The organism is Serratia sp. J2 (genome assembly GCF_046269175.1).
GTDB lineage: Bacteria > Pseudomonadota > Gammaproteobacteria > Enterobacterales > Enterobacteriaceae > Chania > Chania fonticola_C.
In genome coordinates this window covers 125,428-141,871 of record NZ_JBKABN010000002.1, presented here as the reverse complement: position 1 = coordinate 141,871, position 16,444 = coordinate 125,428, and the positions used below count along the sequence as shown (strand labels likewise).

The 16,444-nt window shown below is 52.7% G+C and carries 13 protein-coding genes and 1 tRNA gene; 5 read left to right on the top strand and 9 right to left on the bottom strand.

Annotated features, from left to right (window positions below):
* Window positions 1–34 precede the first annotated feature (34 nt).
* The 4 genes from ACKWMY_RS02575 to trmB form a co-directional block, all read right to left on the bottom strand.
* Window positions 35–751 carry a DUF2884 domain-containing protein gene (locus ACKWMY_RS02575; protein WP_409485840.1) on the bottom strand — a complete coding sequence of 239 codons (717 nt, stop codon included), beginning with the start codon at window positions 749–751 and terminating at the stop codon, window positions 35–37.
* A 40-nt stretch (window positions 752–791) separates the two neighbouring features.
* Window positions 792–1,715: a glutaminase B gene (gene glsB / locus ACKWMY_RS02570; protein WP_024528367.1), complete on the bottom strand. Its 924-nt coding sequence runs from the start codon at window positions 1,713–1,715 to the stop codon at window positions 792–794.
* An 80-nt stretch (window positions 1,716–1,795) separates the two neighbouring features.
* A complete protein-coding gene (locus ACKWMY_RS02565; RefSeq protein WP_024528368.1) occupies window positions 1,796–2,122 on the bottom strand; it encodes a YggL family protein in 327 nt (108 codons plus the stop codon).
* Window positions 2,122–2,841: a tRNA (guanosine(46)-N7)-methyltransferase TrmB gene (gene trmB / locus ACKWMY_RS02560; RefSeq protein ID WP_021806299.1), complete on the bottom strand. Its 720-nt coding sequence runs from the start codon at window positions 2,839–2,841 to the stop codon at window positions 2,122–2,124. Before trmB ends, ACKWMY_RS02565 begins: the two co-directional genes overlap by 1 nt.
* A 180-nt stretch (window positions 2,842–3,021) precedes the next feature.
* Between trmB and mutY the strand changes: the two genes are divergently transcribed.
* From mutY to mltC, 3 genes are all read left to right on the top strand, one after another.
* Window positions 3,022–4,122 carry an A/G-specific adenine glycosylase gene (gene mutY / locus ACKWMY_RS02555; protein WP_024528369.1) on the top strand — a complete coding sequence of 367 codons (1,101 nt, stop codon included), beginning with the start codon at window positions 3,022–3,024 and terminating at the stop codon, window positions 4,120–4,122.
* Entirely contained in the window at window positions 4,119–4,391 is a 273-nt protein-coding gene (locus ACKWMY_RS02550) for an oxidative damage protection protein (protein ID WP_024484083.1), read from the top strand. The genes mutY and ACKWMY_RS02550 overlap by 4 nt, the downstream gene beginning before the upstream one ends.
* A gap of 66 nt (window positions 4,392–4,457) precedes the next feature.
* Window positions 4,458–5,534 carry a membrane-bound lytic murein transglycosylase MltC gene (mltC, locus tag ACKWMY_RS02545; protein ID WP_021806301.1) on the top strand — a complete coding sequence of 359 codons (1,077 nt, stop codon included), beginning with the start codon at window positions 4,458–4,460 and terminating at the stop codon, window positions 5,532–5,534.
* Between the two features lie 324 nt (window positions 5,535–5,858).
* Here mltC and speF read toward each other — a convergent pair whose 3' ends face one another.
* From speF to ACKWMY_RS02520, 5 genes are all read right to left on the bottom strand, one after another.
* Window positions 5,859–8,021, bottom strand: a complete 2,163-nt coding sequence (gene speF / locus ACKWMY_RS02540; protein WP_211135965.1) for an ornithine decarboxylase SpeF — start codon at window positions 8,019–8,021, stop codon at window positions 5,859–5,861.
* 486 nt (window positions 8,022–8,507) lie between these two features.
* Window positions 8,508–9,800: an OprD family outer membrane porin gene (locus tag ACKWMY_RS02535; protein ID WP_409485898.1), complete on the bottom strand. Its 1,293-nt coding sequence runs from the start codon at window positions 9,798–9,800 to the stop codon at window positions 8,508–8,510.
* 165 nt (window positions 9,801–9,965) lie between these two features.
* Entirely contained in the window at window positions 9,966–11,267 is a 1,302-nt protein-coding gene (locus tag ACKWMY_RS02530; protein WP_024528372.1) for a pyrimidine-nucleoside phosphorylase, read from the bottom strand.
* A gap of 17 nt (window positions 11,268–11,284) precedes the next feature.
* Window positions 11,285–13,228: a bifunctional 2',3'-cyclic-nucleotide 2'-phosphodiesterase/3'-nucleotidase gene (locus ACKWMY_RS02525; protein ID WP_409485897.1), complete on the bottom strand. Its 1,944-nt coding sequence runs from the start codon at window positions 13,226–13,228 to the stop codon at window positions 11,285–11,287.
* A gap of 68 nt (window positions 13,229–13,296) precedes the next feature.
* Window positions 13,297–14,478, bottom strand: a complete 1,182-nt coding sequence (locus ACKWMY_RS02520; RefSeq protein ID WP_409485839.1) for a NupC/NupG family nucleoside CNT transporter — start codon at window positions 14,476–14,478, stop codon at window positions 13,297–13,299.
* Window positions 14,479–14,873: 395 nt separating this feature from the next.
* Between ACKWMY_RS02520 and ACKWMY_RS02515 the strand changes: the two genes are divergently transcribed.
* Window positions 14,874–14,949 (top strand) — tRNA-Phe (locus ACKWMY_RS02515).
* Window positions 14,950–15,134: 185 nt separating this feature from the next.
* Complete coding sequence (locus ACKWMY_RS02510; protein WP_409485838.1) at window positions 15,135–16,409, top strand: tyrosine-type recombinase/integrase; 1,275 nt, start codon at window positions 15,135–15,137, stop codon at window positions 16,407–16,409.
* The last annotated feature ends 35 nt before the right edge of the window (window positions 16,410–16,444 follow it).

Sequence of the window (16,444 nt, the reverse complement as noted above, 5' to 3'; positions counted from 1 at the left end):
CGCTTAAAACAACGGAACCTGTTGACGTCAAACCTTAGTTCAGTGCCTTAACCAGATCCTTACGCTGGGTTTCCAGAGCCGTTACGCGCTTACACACGTCGCGACCAAAGTTCTGGAAATCCTGCTCCTGATTATTCCATTCGTTCTTGATGGCCTGCTGTAGCCCACCCAAGTTGCCCATGATCGCCTGCAACGGGTTGCCATTGCTGTTGGCAACCTGCTTGACGCCCATTTCGTTCAGGCTGTCCTGTAATACGCCGCCCATGCTCTGCTGCACGATATTGCGGCCATCCTGCTCCACCTGAGCGATTGCCTTATGGTGGAACGTGAGACCGTCGCTGCGATGTTCGATGATACGGTTCATCTGCTGCTTCAACTGATCGTTGAGCGTGGTCAGGCGGTTACGCACGTTGCTGTCAGTGCCCAGTTGCTGAACGATGACTTTATCCAACGCTACCCGCGCCGTCTCCAGATGCTGCTGCGCGCCCTGATCGATCCAAGGTAAATCTTTGCGCAATGCGTTCTGGTAGCTGAACGCCTTCTGGCGCTGGTTATCATTCAGGCTCAATGCTTTGCCATCACGAGTGACGTCACCGTCGGCGGTGATTTGCAGGTTACCGCCAGCCCCCACCACCTGCACGGTCTGTGGGCTGATAATCACGTCATCCTGTGGCCTGACGCTGCACTGATACTCGGCATGCGCCTGTGAAGCCGTTAACAACAGCAAGGCCAATCCGGTTCTCTTTAACATAGTTTCTCCTGACTCCCTTCCAACCGCATGTGCGATGGAGTTAAAAAATCGAACGGCTAATGCGTTGAGACAACAGTTCTAGTGCAGCAGTTCCCGCCAATGAGTTACCGGATGCATCCAGCTCCGGCGACCAGACGACAATCGACAGTTCATCAGGGACGATGGCGATAATCCCGCCGCCCACTCCCGACTTGCCCGGCATGCCAACCCGATAGGCAAATTCGCCAGCGCCATCATACATACCGCTGGTCATCATCAGGGCGTTAATTTGCCGGGCCTGCAAGGGGCTGATCACCTCTTCACCATCAAGCGTCCGGCCCTGGTTAGCCAGGTAGACAAAGCTGCGTGCCAGCTCAACGCAGCTCATCCGTAACGCGCAGTAGTGAAAATAGGTTTGCAGCACGGTCAGCACGTCATTGTCGAAGTTACCGAACGACTTCATCAGATAGGCGATGGCGGCATTGCGATCGGAATGCTCAAATTCGGAACGCGCCACGCGAATGTCATACGACAGATCATCAACGCCTGCCAGTTGGCGCACCACTTCCAACATCCGCTGCTTGGGAGCACTCAGCCGGGTTTGCAGCATATCGCATACTACCAGTGCTCCAGGGTTGATAAACGGGTTGCGCGGTTTGCCCTGTTCCATCTCCAACTGCAGCAACGAATTAAACGGCAGGCCAGAGGGCTCTTTCCCCACCCGCTGCCAGATTTCACCTTCCTGATAACGCGTTAGCGCCAGCGTCAGGCTCAATACCTTGGAGATCGACTGGATCGAAAAGCGCTCCGTCGCGTCCCCGGCCTGAAACAGCTCGCCGTCAACGGTACAGACGGCGATCGCCAGCCGATCGGCAGCAACTTCCGCCAGCGCGGGAATATAGTCTGCAACCTTGCCTTGCCCAATCAACGGGCGTACCTGTTGCAGGATCTCCTCCAGCAACGCGTTATCTAATGTTGTTACCACCGCGCTCACTACTCCAGAAAGGACACCAGATAAAACAAAGGTGCCATTAAGGCACCTTCGGCAATGCTAATCGGACGGGATCAATCCCACCAGATGTCGAACAGATCGCTGGTTTTCACATCATTCAGCTTACGTGCTTCCAGCCAGTTTTTGATCAGCTCACGGTGTTCTTCGGTGCAATGACCAATCTTCTGCAGGCAGATCAAACCTTCCCACTGCAGGTAGCCACTACCGTCAAACGCCAGGCCGTTCGGCTCGATCACTTCATCGATAAACGCGTCCAGGGTGCTGTCGATATCTTCAACGGCGGTCCCTTCGGCAAAACGCCAGGCGACGGAGAAGCCCAGTTCCTGAAACTCTTCGATATGCAACTTTTTACGTAAACGACGACTACGGTTCTTAGCCATTATTCCATCCTCTCAAACATCAAATCCCAAACGCCATGTCCCAGACGCTGGCCACGTAATTCAAATTTTGTCAGCGGACGCGAGTCCGGACGCGGTACGTAATCATTGCTCTCGGAGAGATTACGGTAACCCGCGCTGCTGCTCATGACTTCCAGCATGTGTTCCGCATAGGGTTGCCAGTCGGTGGCCATATGGAATACGCCACCGACTTTTAATTTGCGCTGCACCAGCTCAACAAACGGCGTCTGTACGATGCGGCGTTTGTTGTGGCGCGCCTTGTGCCACGGATCCGGGAAGAACAGCTGCACCATATCCAGTGAAGCGTCCGGGATCATATTCTGCAAGACTTCTACCGCATCGTGGCACATCACCCGCAGGTTGGCCAACTCCGCCTCATGGGCATCGGCCAGACAGGCACCCACGCCCGGCGAATGGACCTCGATCCCCAGGAAATTCTGCTGCGGGTTATTGCCCGCCATGGTGACCAGCGAAGCCCCCATGCCAAAACCAATCTCCAGCACGGTTGGCGCTTCACGGCCAAACAGCGCGGCGATATCGACAGGTTCAGCCTGATATTCCACGCCCATCACCGGCCAATAGTTGTCCAGCGCCTGCTGCTGGCCTTTGGTCAACCGCCCCTGGCGGCGAACAAAACTGCGGATACGGCGCATCGCGCGGCCGTTCTCATCAAATTCTGGGGAGATGACGTCATTAATCATAGTGCTTTCTGTCTATTTGGCTGCCAATTAGGGGAACGCGCATTATGCAAAGATACCTTGCTTTAGCAAGCGTTCATCATCATACCGGATGTGCTACTGCGGAAAGTTCCGGTTTACAGCACCATCACTCTATGCTGCAATCGCGCATCATTATTTATCTGCCGGATAGCGAACTCGCTCATGATGCAAGCACAACAGTTCTCGCACGTAGTGCTTGACTGGTACCAACGCTATGGCCGCAAAACGCTGCCGTGGCAACTCGATAAAACGCCTTATCAAGTATGGCTCTCTGAGGTGATGCTGCAACAAACTCAGGTTGCCACCGTTATTCCTTATTTTCAGCGCTTTATGGCACGCTTTCCGAACGTGCGAGCCTTGGCCGAAGCGCCGCAGGATGAAGTCCTGCATCTGTGGACCGGGCTTGGCTATTATGCCCGCGCCAGAAACCTGCATAAAGCGGCGCAGACCATTGTCGCACAGCACGGCGGTGAGTTCCCGACAACCTTTGAAGAAATTGTCGCGCTGCCTGGCGTAGGCCGTTCAACTGCTGGCGCCATTCTCTCTCTGTCCCAGGGGCAGCACTACCCGATCCTAGACGGCAACGTCAAGCGCGTACTGGCCCGTTGCTATGCCATAGCTGGCTGGCCGGGCAAGAAAGAGGTGGAAAATCGCCTGTGGGAGATCAGCGAAGAGGTCACGCCGGCAAAAGGGGTTGGCCAGTTCAATCAGGCGATGATGGATCTGGGAGCGATGGTCTGCACCCGTAGCAAACCCAAATGTGAGCTATGCCCGCTCAATATCGGCTGCATCGCCAATGGCAACAGCAGTTGGGCCAACTACCCAGGCAAAAAACCCAAGCAAACCCTGCCGGAAAAAACCGCCTACTTCCTGATGCTGCAACAGGGTGATGGCGTCTGGCTGGAACAGCGCCCAGGAACTGGCCTGTGGGGCGGACTATTCTGCTTCCCACAGTTTAGCGCGCGGATCGATCTTGAACTCTGGCTGCAACAGCGCGGCCTGCAAGGTAGCCGTTTAGAGCAAATGACCGCCTTCCGCCACACCTTCAGCCATTTCCATCTGGATATTGTGCCTATGTGGCTGAACATCGACAAAGCGGGTAGCGCCATGGATGCAGGTTCCGGTCTCTGGTATAACTTAACGCAGCCCCCTTCGGTCGGGCTGGCCGCGCCGGTTGAGCGCCTGCTACAGCAGTTGGCCAAACAGTCCCCGACCCAACCCGGTTTATTTGGCAACAGCGCCATTGACGAGGAATTAGCATGAGCAGAACCATTTTTTGTACCTTCCTGCAGCGTGACGCCGATGGGCAAGACTTTCAGCTCTATCCAGGGGAAGTCGGCAAGCGCATCTACAACGAAATCTCCAAGGAAGCCTGGGGAGAATGGATGAAGAAGCAGACCATGCTGATCAACGAGAAAAAGCTCAACATGATGAACGTGGATGACCGCAAACTGCTGGAACAAGAGATGGTCCGCTTCCTGTTCGAAGGGCATGAGGTCCACATCGAAGGCTATACGCCACCGAGCGAATAAGATTTTCCGGGCCAGGCGCTGGCCCTTTCCCCCTGTTTAATTCTTCGCGTATACGGCTTTAACAAGATGAAGAAAATGTTAGCTTTGCTAGTGATAGCGCCTTTGCTGATCTCCTGTTCTGGCAAAAAAAACGACGTGGTCAGTGAAGCCTATGTCAAAGACACCAACGCCTTTGATATTTTGATGGGCCAATTTGCCCACAATATCGAGAACATCTGGGGACTGAGCGAAGTTCTGATTGCCGGGCCAAAGGACTACGTCAAATATACCGATCAATATCAGACCCGTAGCCACATCAACTTTGATTCGGGCACCATCACTATCGAAACCATCGCCACCACCGATCCTGCTGCTCATCTGCGCCAGGCGGTGATCAGCACCCTGTTGATGGGTGACGATCCAGGCTCGATCGACCTCTATTCCGACGCCAATGATATCCAGATCAGCAAAGAGCCGTTCCTGTATGGCCAGGTGCTGGATAACAAGGGCCAACCCATCCGCTGGGAATGGCGGGCGGCACACTTCGCCGACTACCTGCTGCAAAACAAGCTAAAAAGGCGCACCTCGGGCCTGCACGTGATCTACTCTGTGACTATGCAGTTGGTGCCTAACCACCTGGATAAACGTGCACACAAATATCTGCCGATGGTTCGCCAGGCGTCTGAGAAATACGGCGTCGAAGAGTCGTTGATCCTGGCAATTATGCAGACCGAATCCAGCTTTAACCCGTATGCGGTAAGCGGTTCCGACGCGCTGGGCCTGATGCAGGTGGTGCAGCATACCGCCGGTAAAGACGTGTTCCAGAGCAAAGGTAAATGGGGCACACCAAGCCGCAGCTACCTGTTTGATCCGGAGAACAACATCGATACCGGTACTGCCTATCTGGCGATCTTGCAGAACAACTACCTGGGCGGCATTCAGAACCCGACCTCACGCCGTTATGCGGTGATCACCGCATACAACGGAGGGGCTGGTAGCGTGTTGCGGGTGTTCAATAGTGACAAAGCGAAGGCGGTAACCATCATCAACAGCATGCAGCCTGGTGATATTTATCAGACTCTGACCACCAAGCATCCGGCGGGTGAATCGCGCCGTTATCTGGTGAAGGTGAACAACGCGCAGAAAAACTACCGGCGGAAGTAATCGTTGGTGGGAAAATACGGGGCTGGGGGGAGACATGTTTCCCCTCACCCTAACCCTCTCCCACAGGGAGAGGGGACCGACCGAGTTCGCTATCAGTTGCAGAAACTTACCTAACCACGGTACTAACCAGCTTTCTTTTTTCGGTGAAATAGATTGATCGCGGCACTTGATGACAACACCAAGTCAACTCCCTCTCCTTGTGGGGACCGACCGTGCTAGATCTTAGCTACGGCATTCATCCTCAACATCACCTTGTTACAGATTAACGTCCACACCTGGGTACGGTGCAATGGCGAACGCCGAACTGGGGCCAAATAACGGGCTTCATTGCTTAATCATATAGCCAAAAATCCGTTTCCAGCCGTGATCTTTCTTCTCGATATACACGCCCTGCAGCTCCGGTGAGAAGCCAGGTAAGCGGTTGATGCCCTCCTCCAGTGCCAGGAAGTAACGCTGTACCGCACCGCCCCACACTTCGCCTGGCACCACGCACAACACGCCCGGTGGATAAGGTAAGGCACCTTCCGCCGCGATGCGCCCTGCTGCCTGGGCGATCGGCACCAGCTCAACGTTGTCACGGATAAACTCGACGTTGGCATCCTGCGGATTCATCATCACCGGCGGGAAATGATCCTGACGGAACATCTCTTTTTGCAACTGCTTCACGTCGAAGCTGACGTACAAATCGTGCATCTCCTGGCAAAGTTGACGAAGGGTGTAGCCTGCATAACGCTGCTGATTCTTGCGATAAACCGTCGGCAAGACCTCACTCAGTGGCGCATCTGCCTCGACGTAACGCTCGAACTGCACCAGCATATCCACCAGATGATCCATTTTCGCCGGGTTCTCCGCCGGGGTGAGCAGGAACAGGATCGAGTTGAGATCGCACTTCTCCGGCACGATGCCGTTCTCACGCAGGAAGTTGGCCAGAATGGTGGCCGGGATACCGAACTCGGTGTACTGACCGGTGGCCGCATCAATCCCCGGCGTGGTCAGCAGCAACTTGCAAGGATCGACCAGATACTGCCCCTGCGCATAACCGGCAAAGCCGTGCCATTGCTCACCCGGTACAAAGTTGAAGAAGCGTGCGTCGTTGGCGATCAGGTCAGTATCGTAGTCCTGCCAGTTCTTGCCTGCCACCTGCGGTGGAATAAAGGGCCGCAGCTGCGAGCAGCGTGCCAACAGTTGTTTACGCGTGTCGATCCCCAGCTTGACGCACTCCATCCACATGCGGCGGCCAGCGGCACCGGCATGCATCTTGGCGTTGACGTCCAGCGCGGCAAACAGCGGATAAAACGGGCTGGTTGAGGCATGCAGCATAAACGCATTGTTGAGATGCTTATGGTTGCAGTGGCGCTTCTGGCCTTTAATGTGATCGTCTTTCTTGTGGATCTGCGAAGTCTGCGAGAACCCGGCCTGCTGCTTATGCACCGATTGCGTGACGAAAATACCCGGATCGTGCTCATCCAATTCCAGCAGCAACGGCGAGCACTCCTTCAGCATCGGGATAAAGCCTTCATACCCCACCCAGGCCGAATCAAACAGGATGTAATCGCACAGATGGCCGATGGTATCGATCACCTGACGGGCGTTATAAATCGTGCCGTCATAGGTGCCGAGCTGAATGATCGCCAGGCGGAAAGGCCGTGTCGCATTGGCCTTTTCCGGGGCTACATGGCGGATTTGCTCGCGCAGGTAAGCTTCATCAAAGCATTGGGAATCGATGCCGCCGATAAAACCAAACGGGTTACGCGCGGTTTCGAGATACACCGGCGTCGCCCCAGCCTGGATCAACGCGCCGTGGTGATTGGATTTATGGTTATTGCGATCGAACAGCACCAGATCGCCACGCGTCAGCAGCGCGTTGGTCACCACTTTATTGGATGCCGAAGTGCCGTTCAGCACGAAGTAGGTTTTATCGGCGTTGAACACTTTCGCCGCGTGTTTTTGCGCATCCTTGGCCGAGCCTTCGTGGATCAGCAGATCGCCCAGCTTCACATCGGCGTTGCACATGTCCGAACGGAAAATCGTTTCGCCGTAAAACTCGAAAAACTTGCGCCCTGCCGGGTGTTTGCGGAAAAACTCGCCGCCCTGATGGCCCGGGCAGGCAAAGGTTGAGTTCTCCATTTCCACGTAGGTTTTCAGCGTTTTGAAGAACGGCGGTAACAGCGCCTGCTCGTAGGCATCGGCGGCGGCCTCCAACTGCGCCATGTAAAACGCTTTGGTCGCTGCAGCCAAGGCAAATACGCCAGTAATCAACGGCAGGTGATCCGGAGAAAGCTGTTCATCCCCCTCAACGGCTACAAACGTCGGGATCTCAAAGCCGGTCGCTTTAAGCGTTGCCAGAATACCGGCATCCACATCGCTAACGGAGACCACGGCCGCCGCCACATCGGTATAGTCAGTCTGCCCCACGCGCACAATTTCGCGCAGGGTTTCAATGCTGGCTACCAGGCTGGCGCTGGTTGCTATCTTCAATTCTTTCATCATGCTGAGTCTCAAACGGTTAAGGATGAGGGTGTGCCACTGGGCACATAATGAGATAACCCTGGTTATCCCGGCAAAGTGATGAGCCAAGGCGCAACCATGACCGGCCGATGCGGGTAGGCATCAGACAACTATCGGGGACTGGGATCGGCAGCGTCCGATAGACATCAGTAAAATCAGAGCCGCAGCTCTATTTTTAATCATGCCTAACAGCGAGCATTGGCTAGCTTTACCGCATAAGGGGCAGCGGTGTTCGCATAAATGGCGTTAAGGATAAATGGAGTGATGGCATCATCAGACGTCTGGAGCGCAGCTGCGCTGAGGTGGTTAAACCCGTCATGCCTGTACTCCTCTGTGATGAAGTGGGGAATTCGCGCAATGATTACACGTTTTTTTCGAGGGTTCAAGCCGGTTAATAGTTACTATTAATGCATAATTATTTATTGATACCGTGTGGGTTTCCCCACACGGCCAGGCAGGCGTTGATTAGAACAGGTTGAACTTGTAATCCACCTGCAGTTCGATCGAGTGGTTCTGAGCGCGCATCGGCTTGCCATCCGAGGTCAGCTTCGGCTGGTTGCTCTGGCTCTGGTAGTTCCAGGATGGGCCACCGGACAGCTGCACTGCCAGGTTTTTCAGTGCAGGCTGTGACGGCGTCCAGCGGGAGTAAACCAGGGTTTCACCACGCTCAATGCTATGGCCTCGGTACTTCATCCCCCAGCCATAGTTGGTGACCATCCCCAGCTCAACTTCTGGCGTAACGGCATAGCCGAAGGTCCAGGCCAGCATCTTTTCCTTATCGCCCACATAGTCGTTACCCCAACTGTCGGCCATGGAGTTAAAGGTGCCACGGCTGTGCTTGGCCAGGTGCCACTCAAAGCGCCCTAACCCGTTGCCATTATCGAGTGAGGCACGGGTGTATGAAGCCCCAACCTTGTGCTTCCAACGCTCGGCGCGCCATTCGGCGTACATCGCATAATGGTAGGCATCATCATCGAACGTCTTGTGGCGGGTGGACATGCGGGTCCAATCTTGCAGACCATGGTTGTAATACAGCTGGCTGGCAAGCTTGATGCGATTTTCCGCCCAGGACGCCGGTTGCCACCCCAGTTCCACCCCGTGGCGTTGCATATAGTTATGGCTTTCACCCAGGAAATAGAGTGCGCTATAGCCGTGATCGCTATAGCTCAATTCACCGGTCGCAATGCTGCTGATCTCCTTTTTATCCGCAGTGAGGAAATGGATCTTATCCGGAGAATCCCTGTCGCTATAACGGGTCACGTAGGCACCGCGTACCCGTACTGGCCCGGTAGCCGCTTCACCACGCAAGCCCAGATAGGTACTTGGAATAGCGCGCGTGGAGTTATTGAGTGCGCCCCATTTTTTAATCTGCTGCCAACCGGAATAAAGGTGCAGATAGGTGTCATCATCACCCAAACGCCCTTTCAGGTAGAGCTGACCCATCTTGTTGAAACCTTTCGCCTGGCCGTTGTCGTTATACAACACGCTACGGCCCCAGAAATCATCGCTGGCGGCCAGCTTAATCACGCCATAATAAGAAGCGTCTACTCCCAACATATCTGCAAAATAGCCGGACTGATAATCAAGCGTGATCCCCTGCCCCCAGGCCGTTTGGATGGAGCGTTCCCCATAATCCTCGGTGCTTAAATTTTTAAACACGTTACGGAAAGAAAGATCTGCGTGGCTATCATTAATAAAACTTGAGAAGAGATGATCGCTTGCCTTTATTTCCTCTGCACTGAGGGGTAAAGAGAACATCAGTGCAAACAATGCAAGAGGCTTTTTTATTTTAAATTTATTGATTTGATACATAGAAAAATCCCGTTTTCTATCTACTCACCCAGAACTATTTTAATTAAATGATTTCTAGATAATGTTGGAAATGTTTCACCCCGCAACCAGGGTGAAACACGGCTAATATTATTATTCTGTAATAATGGTATGGATCAGTTTTGGTGCTTGCGCCTTATCGGCAAGGGTGATGCTGTCATAGATTTTCGCCATGACGTTCGCCACATCCGGGCGGTTGGCATGGATCGTCACCAGTGAGTCACCGATGGCGACCCGATCGCCGACTTTTTTATGCATCATCAGGCCCACGGCCAGATCGATGTCATCTTCCTTGGTGGCACGACCGGCACCGAGCAACATGGCTGCCACGCCGATTTCATCGGCCACAATATTGGCTACCACACCCGCCTGCTTGGCCGGAACCTCAATCAGGTATTTAGCCTGCGGCAGCTTCTCTGGATGATCCACCATTGAAGCATCGCCGCCCTGGTTGGCCAGGAAGTCACGGAACTTGGCCAACGCCTTGCCGTTATCGATCACCTCTTGCAGCATGGCGCGCGCAGCCGGTAACGAATCGGCCTTCTTCGCCAGCACGACCATTTGGCTACCCAACTGCATGACCAGTTCGGTCAGATCTTCCGGGCCTTCGCCACGCAGCGTATCGATGGCTTCCTTCACTTCCAGCGCATTACCGATGGCGTAGCCCAAGGGCTGCGACATATCGGAGATCACCGCCATGGTATTACGGCCCACGTGGTTACCAATGCGCACCATCGCCGTGGCCAACTCGACGGCATCTTCAGTGGTTTTCATAAACGCACCGGCACCGGTTTTCACGTCCAACACGATGGCATCGGCACCCGCCGCAATCTTCTTGCTCATGATCGAACCGGCGATCAGCGGAATGGAGTTCACCGTACCGGTCACATCACGCAGCGCATACAGCTTCTTATCCGCCGGGGTCAGGTTACCGGTCTGGCCAATCACCGCCACCTTGTCGCGGTTCACCAGCTCGATAAACTGTTTGCTGGAGATTTCCACATGGAAACCGGCCACCGCTTCCAGCTTATCGATAGTGCCGCCGGTATGCCCCAGGCCACGGCCAGACATCTTCGCCACCGGGATATCCAGCGCCGCTACCAGCGGTGCCAGCACCAACGTGGTGGTATCACCCACGCCGCCGGTGGAGTGCTTGTCTACCTTGACGCCTTCGATCGCCGAGAGATCGATTACGTCACCGGAGTTCACCATCGACATCGTCAGATCGGCACGCTCACGGTCATTCATATCCTGGAAGAAGATCGCCATCGCCAGCGCACTGGCCTGGTAATCCGGAATATCTCCCCGGGTGTAGCCGTTAACAAAAAACTCGATCTCTTGCGTAGTCAGCTCTTTTCCATCGCGCTTTTTGGCGATGATATCAACCATTCTCATTGTCATTCCCCGGATCTTTATTTCTGTAAGTCGATCTTGTAAACGGCAAAACCGATATCGTCTTTTCCTACCAGCGTCATTGGATGCTGTGCGGACTGTTTGATGTAATCAGCCGCATTCTGGCTTGGTGAGGTCTCGATGCGGATATCCAACGGCTTATCCGCAGTAATTTGCGCGATCCGCCAGTTGTTTTTTACCTCTGGCTTATATGCGCCATGCTGTTTGGTCTGCTCGGAGATGTAGTTGGCCACGATAGTGCGCACTTCATCCGGCGAGGAGATAACGATATTTTTTTCACCCGTGCCGGCGAATTTGCCGGTAAATGCCCGGTAATTGTTCACGGCAACCAGGAATGGCGCGTCTGCTACCACCGGCTTACCTTTATAGGTCAGCGACTTGATACGCTGGGCCTGTGGATTGATCACGTTGCAATCCACGTCATAACGCGCAGGCTGGGTCACGTCGATCTGATAGCTCAGATCGTCAAACATATCGAAGTTGTAGGCCCGGAAACCGTTCCAGTTGAGCAGTGACTGTGGCTTATCGCTTTTCACGTCGATCTGGTTGTACATGCCCGCAGAGCACTCCAACCACTCTTTCAGATCGCTGCCTTTCACTTTCACTGCCGCCAGCGTGTTGGAATACTGGTAAAGATCGGCCGCGTTACGGAAGCTCAGAGGCCCTTTACGCATATCAACGAAGGCCGCCGGGTCGTTCTTCCTGCCACCCGCCTTGAACGGTGCCGCAGCAGAAAGAACTGGGATATCAGCCAGATCCGGATCGCCCTGAATAAAGTGTTCAACGTAGGCTTTCTGCGCCGCACGGATGATCTGGATGGCCGAGGAGTCCTGCACTAATGACAGATAGGTATTGGTGTCTTCGGCAATGGTGCCAATCGGCTTGTTAACAAATTCACGGGTGTCGTTATGCGCCTGCTCCAGCGTTTTCACCAGCGTAGCCTTGGCCTCGACCAGCGATTTGTCATTCTTCTTATCAAAAATTGGGCGGGCTTCTGCACGGCTGGAGACCACCTTCCACTTATTGGTTTCCCCTTCCAGCACCAGGTCGATCACCCCCAGGTTATCCGCCCAGTGGCCCGGCATGACTGCGGGTACGCCATTAACCGTACCCTTTTCAAGATCTACCCCAGGAATAGCGGCGAAATCCTTGCTTGGGAAAATACCGTGAGAGTGGCCAAAGGTAATGGCATCGATGCCTGGAACCTGCGTGAGGTAGTAGACCGAATTTTCTGCCAGCGCCTTGTAAGGATCGGCAGAGATGCCGGAGTGGGCGATAGCAATCACGATATCCGCCCCTTCTTTACGCATCTGTGGCACCAGTTCCCTGGCAGTTTCGGTAATATCTTTGGCGACCACCTTGCCCGACAGCTTGTCCTTGTCCCACAGCACAATCTGTGGCGGTACGAAGCCGATATAACCGATGCGCAGCTTATGCTCTTTACCCTCGGTATCTTTTACCGGCGTGTCCACGATCAGGTACTGTTTGAAATAAGGCTTGTTGGTCTTGGCGTCATAGACGTTGGCGTTGATGTACGGGAATTTGGCCCCGCTAATCGCCATTTTCAGGTAATCCAGCCCGTAGTTGAACTCGTGGTTGCCCAGGCTGCCGACTGCATAATCGAGGGTGTTCATCGCCTGATAAACCGGATGCACATCGCCCTTCTTCAGGTTGGCAGCGGCATAGTCCGCCATCGGGCTACCCTGGATGATATCGCCGTTATCGACCAGCACGCTGTTGGTCGCTTCTGCGCGGGCAGCATCAATCAAGGTGGCCGCTCTCACCAAACCGTACTGAGCGGTGGCTTTATCTTTGTAATAGTCATAATCCATCATGTTGCCGTGAACGTCGGTGGTTTCCATGATACGGAGATCCACCGTTGCGGCATGCGCAGCGCCTGCAACCAACAGGGCCACTAACGATAGCTTGAGGGGAGAAGTCATTTTCATCACATATTCCTTATTGTTATAGCGATAGCAGGCCACAACCTCTTGATGTGGCCTTGAGCTAATTAAAAGAAGAAACCTACGACGGCGGCGTTCAGGAAGCTGACCAGCGTGGAGCCGTAAAGCAGCTTCAGGCCAAAGCGGGCTGCGACATTACCTTGCTTGGAGTCCAACGCCTTGATGGCACCGACGATAATGCCGATAGAGGAGAAGTTGGCGAACGACACCAGGAACACCGAGATAATCGCCATGGTACGTTCAGAGAAGTTGTAATCACCCTGTGACAGGTTGAGCATGGCAACAAATTCGTTGCTGACGATCTTGGTTGCCATCAGGCCACCGGCCTGCACCGCTTCGTGCCACGGCACCCCCACCAGGAAAGCCAGTGGTGAGAACACATAACCCAATACCCCTTGGAAGGAAATGCCAAATGCAGCGGTGAATAGCGCGTTAGCCATAGTGATCAGCGCAATAAAGCCGATCAGCATCGCACCAACGATAATCGCTACCTTGAAGCCATCGAGGATGTATTCGCTCAGGACTTCGAAGAAGCTCTGCTTCTCCCCTTCAACGACATCCAGAATGTCTTCCTCAGGCTTGACCTGATAAGGGTTGATCAGCGACGCCATGATAAAGCCACCAAACAGGTTCAGCACCAAGGCAGTCACCACGTAGCGCGGATCAAGCATCACCATGTAAGCGCCCACAATCGCCATGGAGACCGTCGACATGGCAGAGGTACACAACGTATACAGGCGATGCTCCGGCAGCAGGCCGAGCTGTTTTTTCACCGAGATGAACACTTCAGACTGACCGAGGATCGCCGAAGCCACCGCGTTATAGGACTCTAAGCGCCCCATGCCGTTGACTTTGCTCAGCGCCAGGCCGATGTACTTGATGATAAAGCCCAGGATGCGCCAGTGCTGCAGGATACCGATCAGCGCGGAGATAAATACGATGGGCAGCAAAACGGACAGGAAGAAAGAGATCTCGCCGTGATTCACCAAACCACCAAAGACGAAGTTAACCCCTTCGTTGGCATAGGAGAGCAAATTGCCAAATACCCCGGCGATCACGCCAATCACTTTATTGCCTACGTCGGTCTTTAGCAGCAGTGCGGTCATCAAAAACTGGCAGGCCAGCATGACGAAAATCGGACGATAGCGAATGTTTTTGCGATCGTTGCTCACTAAAAGCGCCAAAATACAGATAGTAACGATACACGCTATCCCTATGATATATTTCATCTTTTCCCCAAAATTATCTGTGAACTTTTACGTTCCGTTGCCGAGCCTTGTACCCTGGCGTTTGCCGGGAACTAATGATGTTATTATCGAAACATAACACAGATAATATGTTATTAAAGTTACATCGATCACATTTAAAAATGACAATAGCCTTAAAATACATATATGTAACATGTTGTACTTATCACTAACATTAACTTGATTAGGGAATAGGCAAGGGTAAACATTGTTGGGGTGAGTTTTTCGATCTCTGGTGTCGGGCGTTTTGGGGGAGAAGGGAGAATGCTGGCGCAGGAAGGTAGCCCTGCCCTTGCTTGAAATTAGAGCAATCGCTCGGCTTTGTGACAGAAACCCATTGACGACACAGGGCCAAATACGGTTTAATGCGCCCCGTTGCCCGGATAGCTCAGTCGGTAGAGCAGGGGATTGAAAATCCCCGTGTCCTTGGTTCGATTCCGAGTCCGGGCACCAACCATTCAGAGACGGACGCCTTTTGGCGTCCGTTTTGCTTTATAAAGTCAACATGTTATCCCGTTCTTCATGTTCACTACTGTTCATTAAAATACACTGGCAGCCACCACTTTTTGTTGGTAAAAAAGTTGGTAAACTCAGTTCGATGAGTTTTTTACCAACATTTGAACTACTGGAGGCCCGCCATGCGCTTAACTGATATTGCAGTAAAAAACGCCAAGCCTTCTGATAAACCGACCAAAATCTCTGATGGCAAAGGGCTGTATCTGCTTGTGCATCCGAATGGGTCAAAGTATTGGCAGGCTGCTTATCGTTTCGATGGTAAGCAAAAAGTCTACTCAATTGGCACCTATCCTGCTGTATCACTCGCAGAAGCTCGTATAAGCCTCTTGGAGATGAAATCTCTGTTAGCCAGTGGTATCGACCCACTTCAACAAAAAAAGGCTGTAAAAGCTGAAGAGCGTGGAGATTTTACGTTTGAAGCTGTAGCGCGAGATTGGCACAAAAAAATGTCTGTTAGTGAGCGGTGGATACCTCAACACAGTGAACGGATTCTGAACAGCCTCATCAATCATCTTTTCCCAGCTATTGGCTCAAAAGATATTACGAAGCTAACCACCCGCGATCTGCTTCTTCCTCTGCGTAAAATTGAGGCCAAAGGCCAGCATGAAACAGCTTCACGTCTGAAACAGCGTATTACCGCTATCATGCGTTATGCTGTTCAAGAAGATATGATTGCTCAAAACCCAGCGAATGAACTCGGTGGCACATTAATCTCGCCTAAGCGGACTCATTATCCCGCTCTTGAACTTGAGCAAATACCCGATCTATTAAGTCGCATAAATGCTTATAAAGGCCGCAAACTCACTGTATTAGCTTTAAAGCTAACTATACTTGTATTCATTCGTTCAAGTGAACTACGCTTCGCTCGCTGGCCTGAAATAGATTTTGAAAATCAACTTTGGATCATTCCGCCCAATCGTGAAGAAATCAAGGATGTAAAATTTTCTGAGCGTGGTTCTAAAATGCGTATACCGCATTACGTCCCTTTATGTCGGCAAGCCATCGAAATATTAAAAGAACTGAAAGAAATCAGTTATGATATGTCTGATGGGCAAGGATTAATTTTTATTGGTTGCAATGATTACCGTAAACCAATGAGTGAAAATACAGTTAATAAAGCCTTACGATTAATGGGTTATGACACCCAAAAAGATATTTGTGGTCATGGCTTCCGAACAATGGCTTGTAGTTCTCTTGTTGAGTCAGGTATATGGACTGAAGACGCAATTGAAAGACAAATGAGCCATAAAGAACAAAACAATGTCCGTGCTGCTTATACTCATAAAGCGAAGCATATTACGCAGCGTCGTTTGATGATTCAATGGTGGGCTGATTATTTGGACGCAAACAAAGAAAGGCATATTATGCCGTTTGATTTTGCCAGATCAACGCTCTGACTACAGACACAAAAAAGAGGCTTCACGCCTCTTTT

Coding starts and splice junctions, on each gene's coding strand:
- ACKWMY_RS02575 (WP_409485840.1), bottom strand. CDS start 751: ATGTTAAAGAGAACCGGATTGGCCTTGCTGTTGTTAACGGCTTCACAG.
- ACKWMY_RS02565 (WP_024528368.1), bottom strand. CDS start 2,122: ATGGCTAAGAACCGTAGTCGTCGTTTACGTAAAAAGTTGCATATCGAA.
- trmB (WP_021806299.1), bottom strand. CDS start 2,841: ATGATTAATGACGTCATCTCCCCAGAATTTGATGAGAACGGCCGCGCG.
- mutY (WP_024528369.1), top strand. CDS start 3,022: ATGATGCAAGCACAACAGTTCTCGCACGTAGTGCTTGACTGGTACCAA.
- ACKWMY_RS02550 (WP_024484083.1), top strand. CDS start 4,119: ATGAGCAGAACCATTTTTTGTACCTTCCTGCAGCGTGACGCCGATGGG.
- mltC (WP_021806301.1), top strand. CDS start 4,458: ATGAAGAAAATGTTAGCTTTGCTAGTGATAGCGCCTTTGCTGATCTCC.
- speF (WP_211135965.1), bottom strand. CDS start 8,021: ATGAAAGAATTGAAGATAGCAACCAGCGCCAGCCTGGTAGCCAGCATT.
- ACKWMY_RS02535 (WP_409485898.1), bottom strand. CDS start 9,800: ATGTTCTCTTTACCCCTCAGTGCAGAGGAAATAAAGGCAAGCGATCAT.
- ACKWMY_RS02530 (WP_024528372.1), bottom strand. CDS start 11,267: ATGAGAATGGTTGATATCATCGCCAAAAAGCGCGATGGAAAAGAGCTG.
- ACKWMY_RS02525 (WP_409485897.1), bottom strand. CDS start 13,228: ATGACTTCTCCCCTCAAGCTATCGTTAGTGGCCCTGTTGGTTGCAGGC.
- ACKWMY_RS02520 (WP_409485839.1), bottom strand. CDS start 14,478: ATGAAATATATCATAGGGATAGCGTGTATCGTTACTATCTGTATTTTG.
- ACKWMY_RS02510 (WP_409485838.1), top strand. CDS start 15,135: ATGCGCTTAACTGATATTGCAGTAAAAAACGCCAAGCCTTCTGATAAA.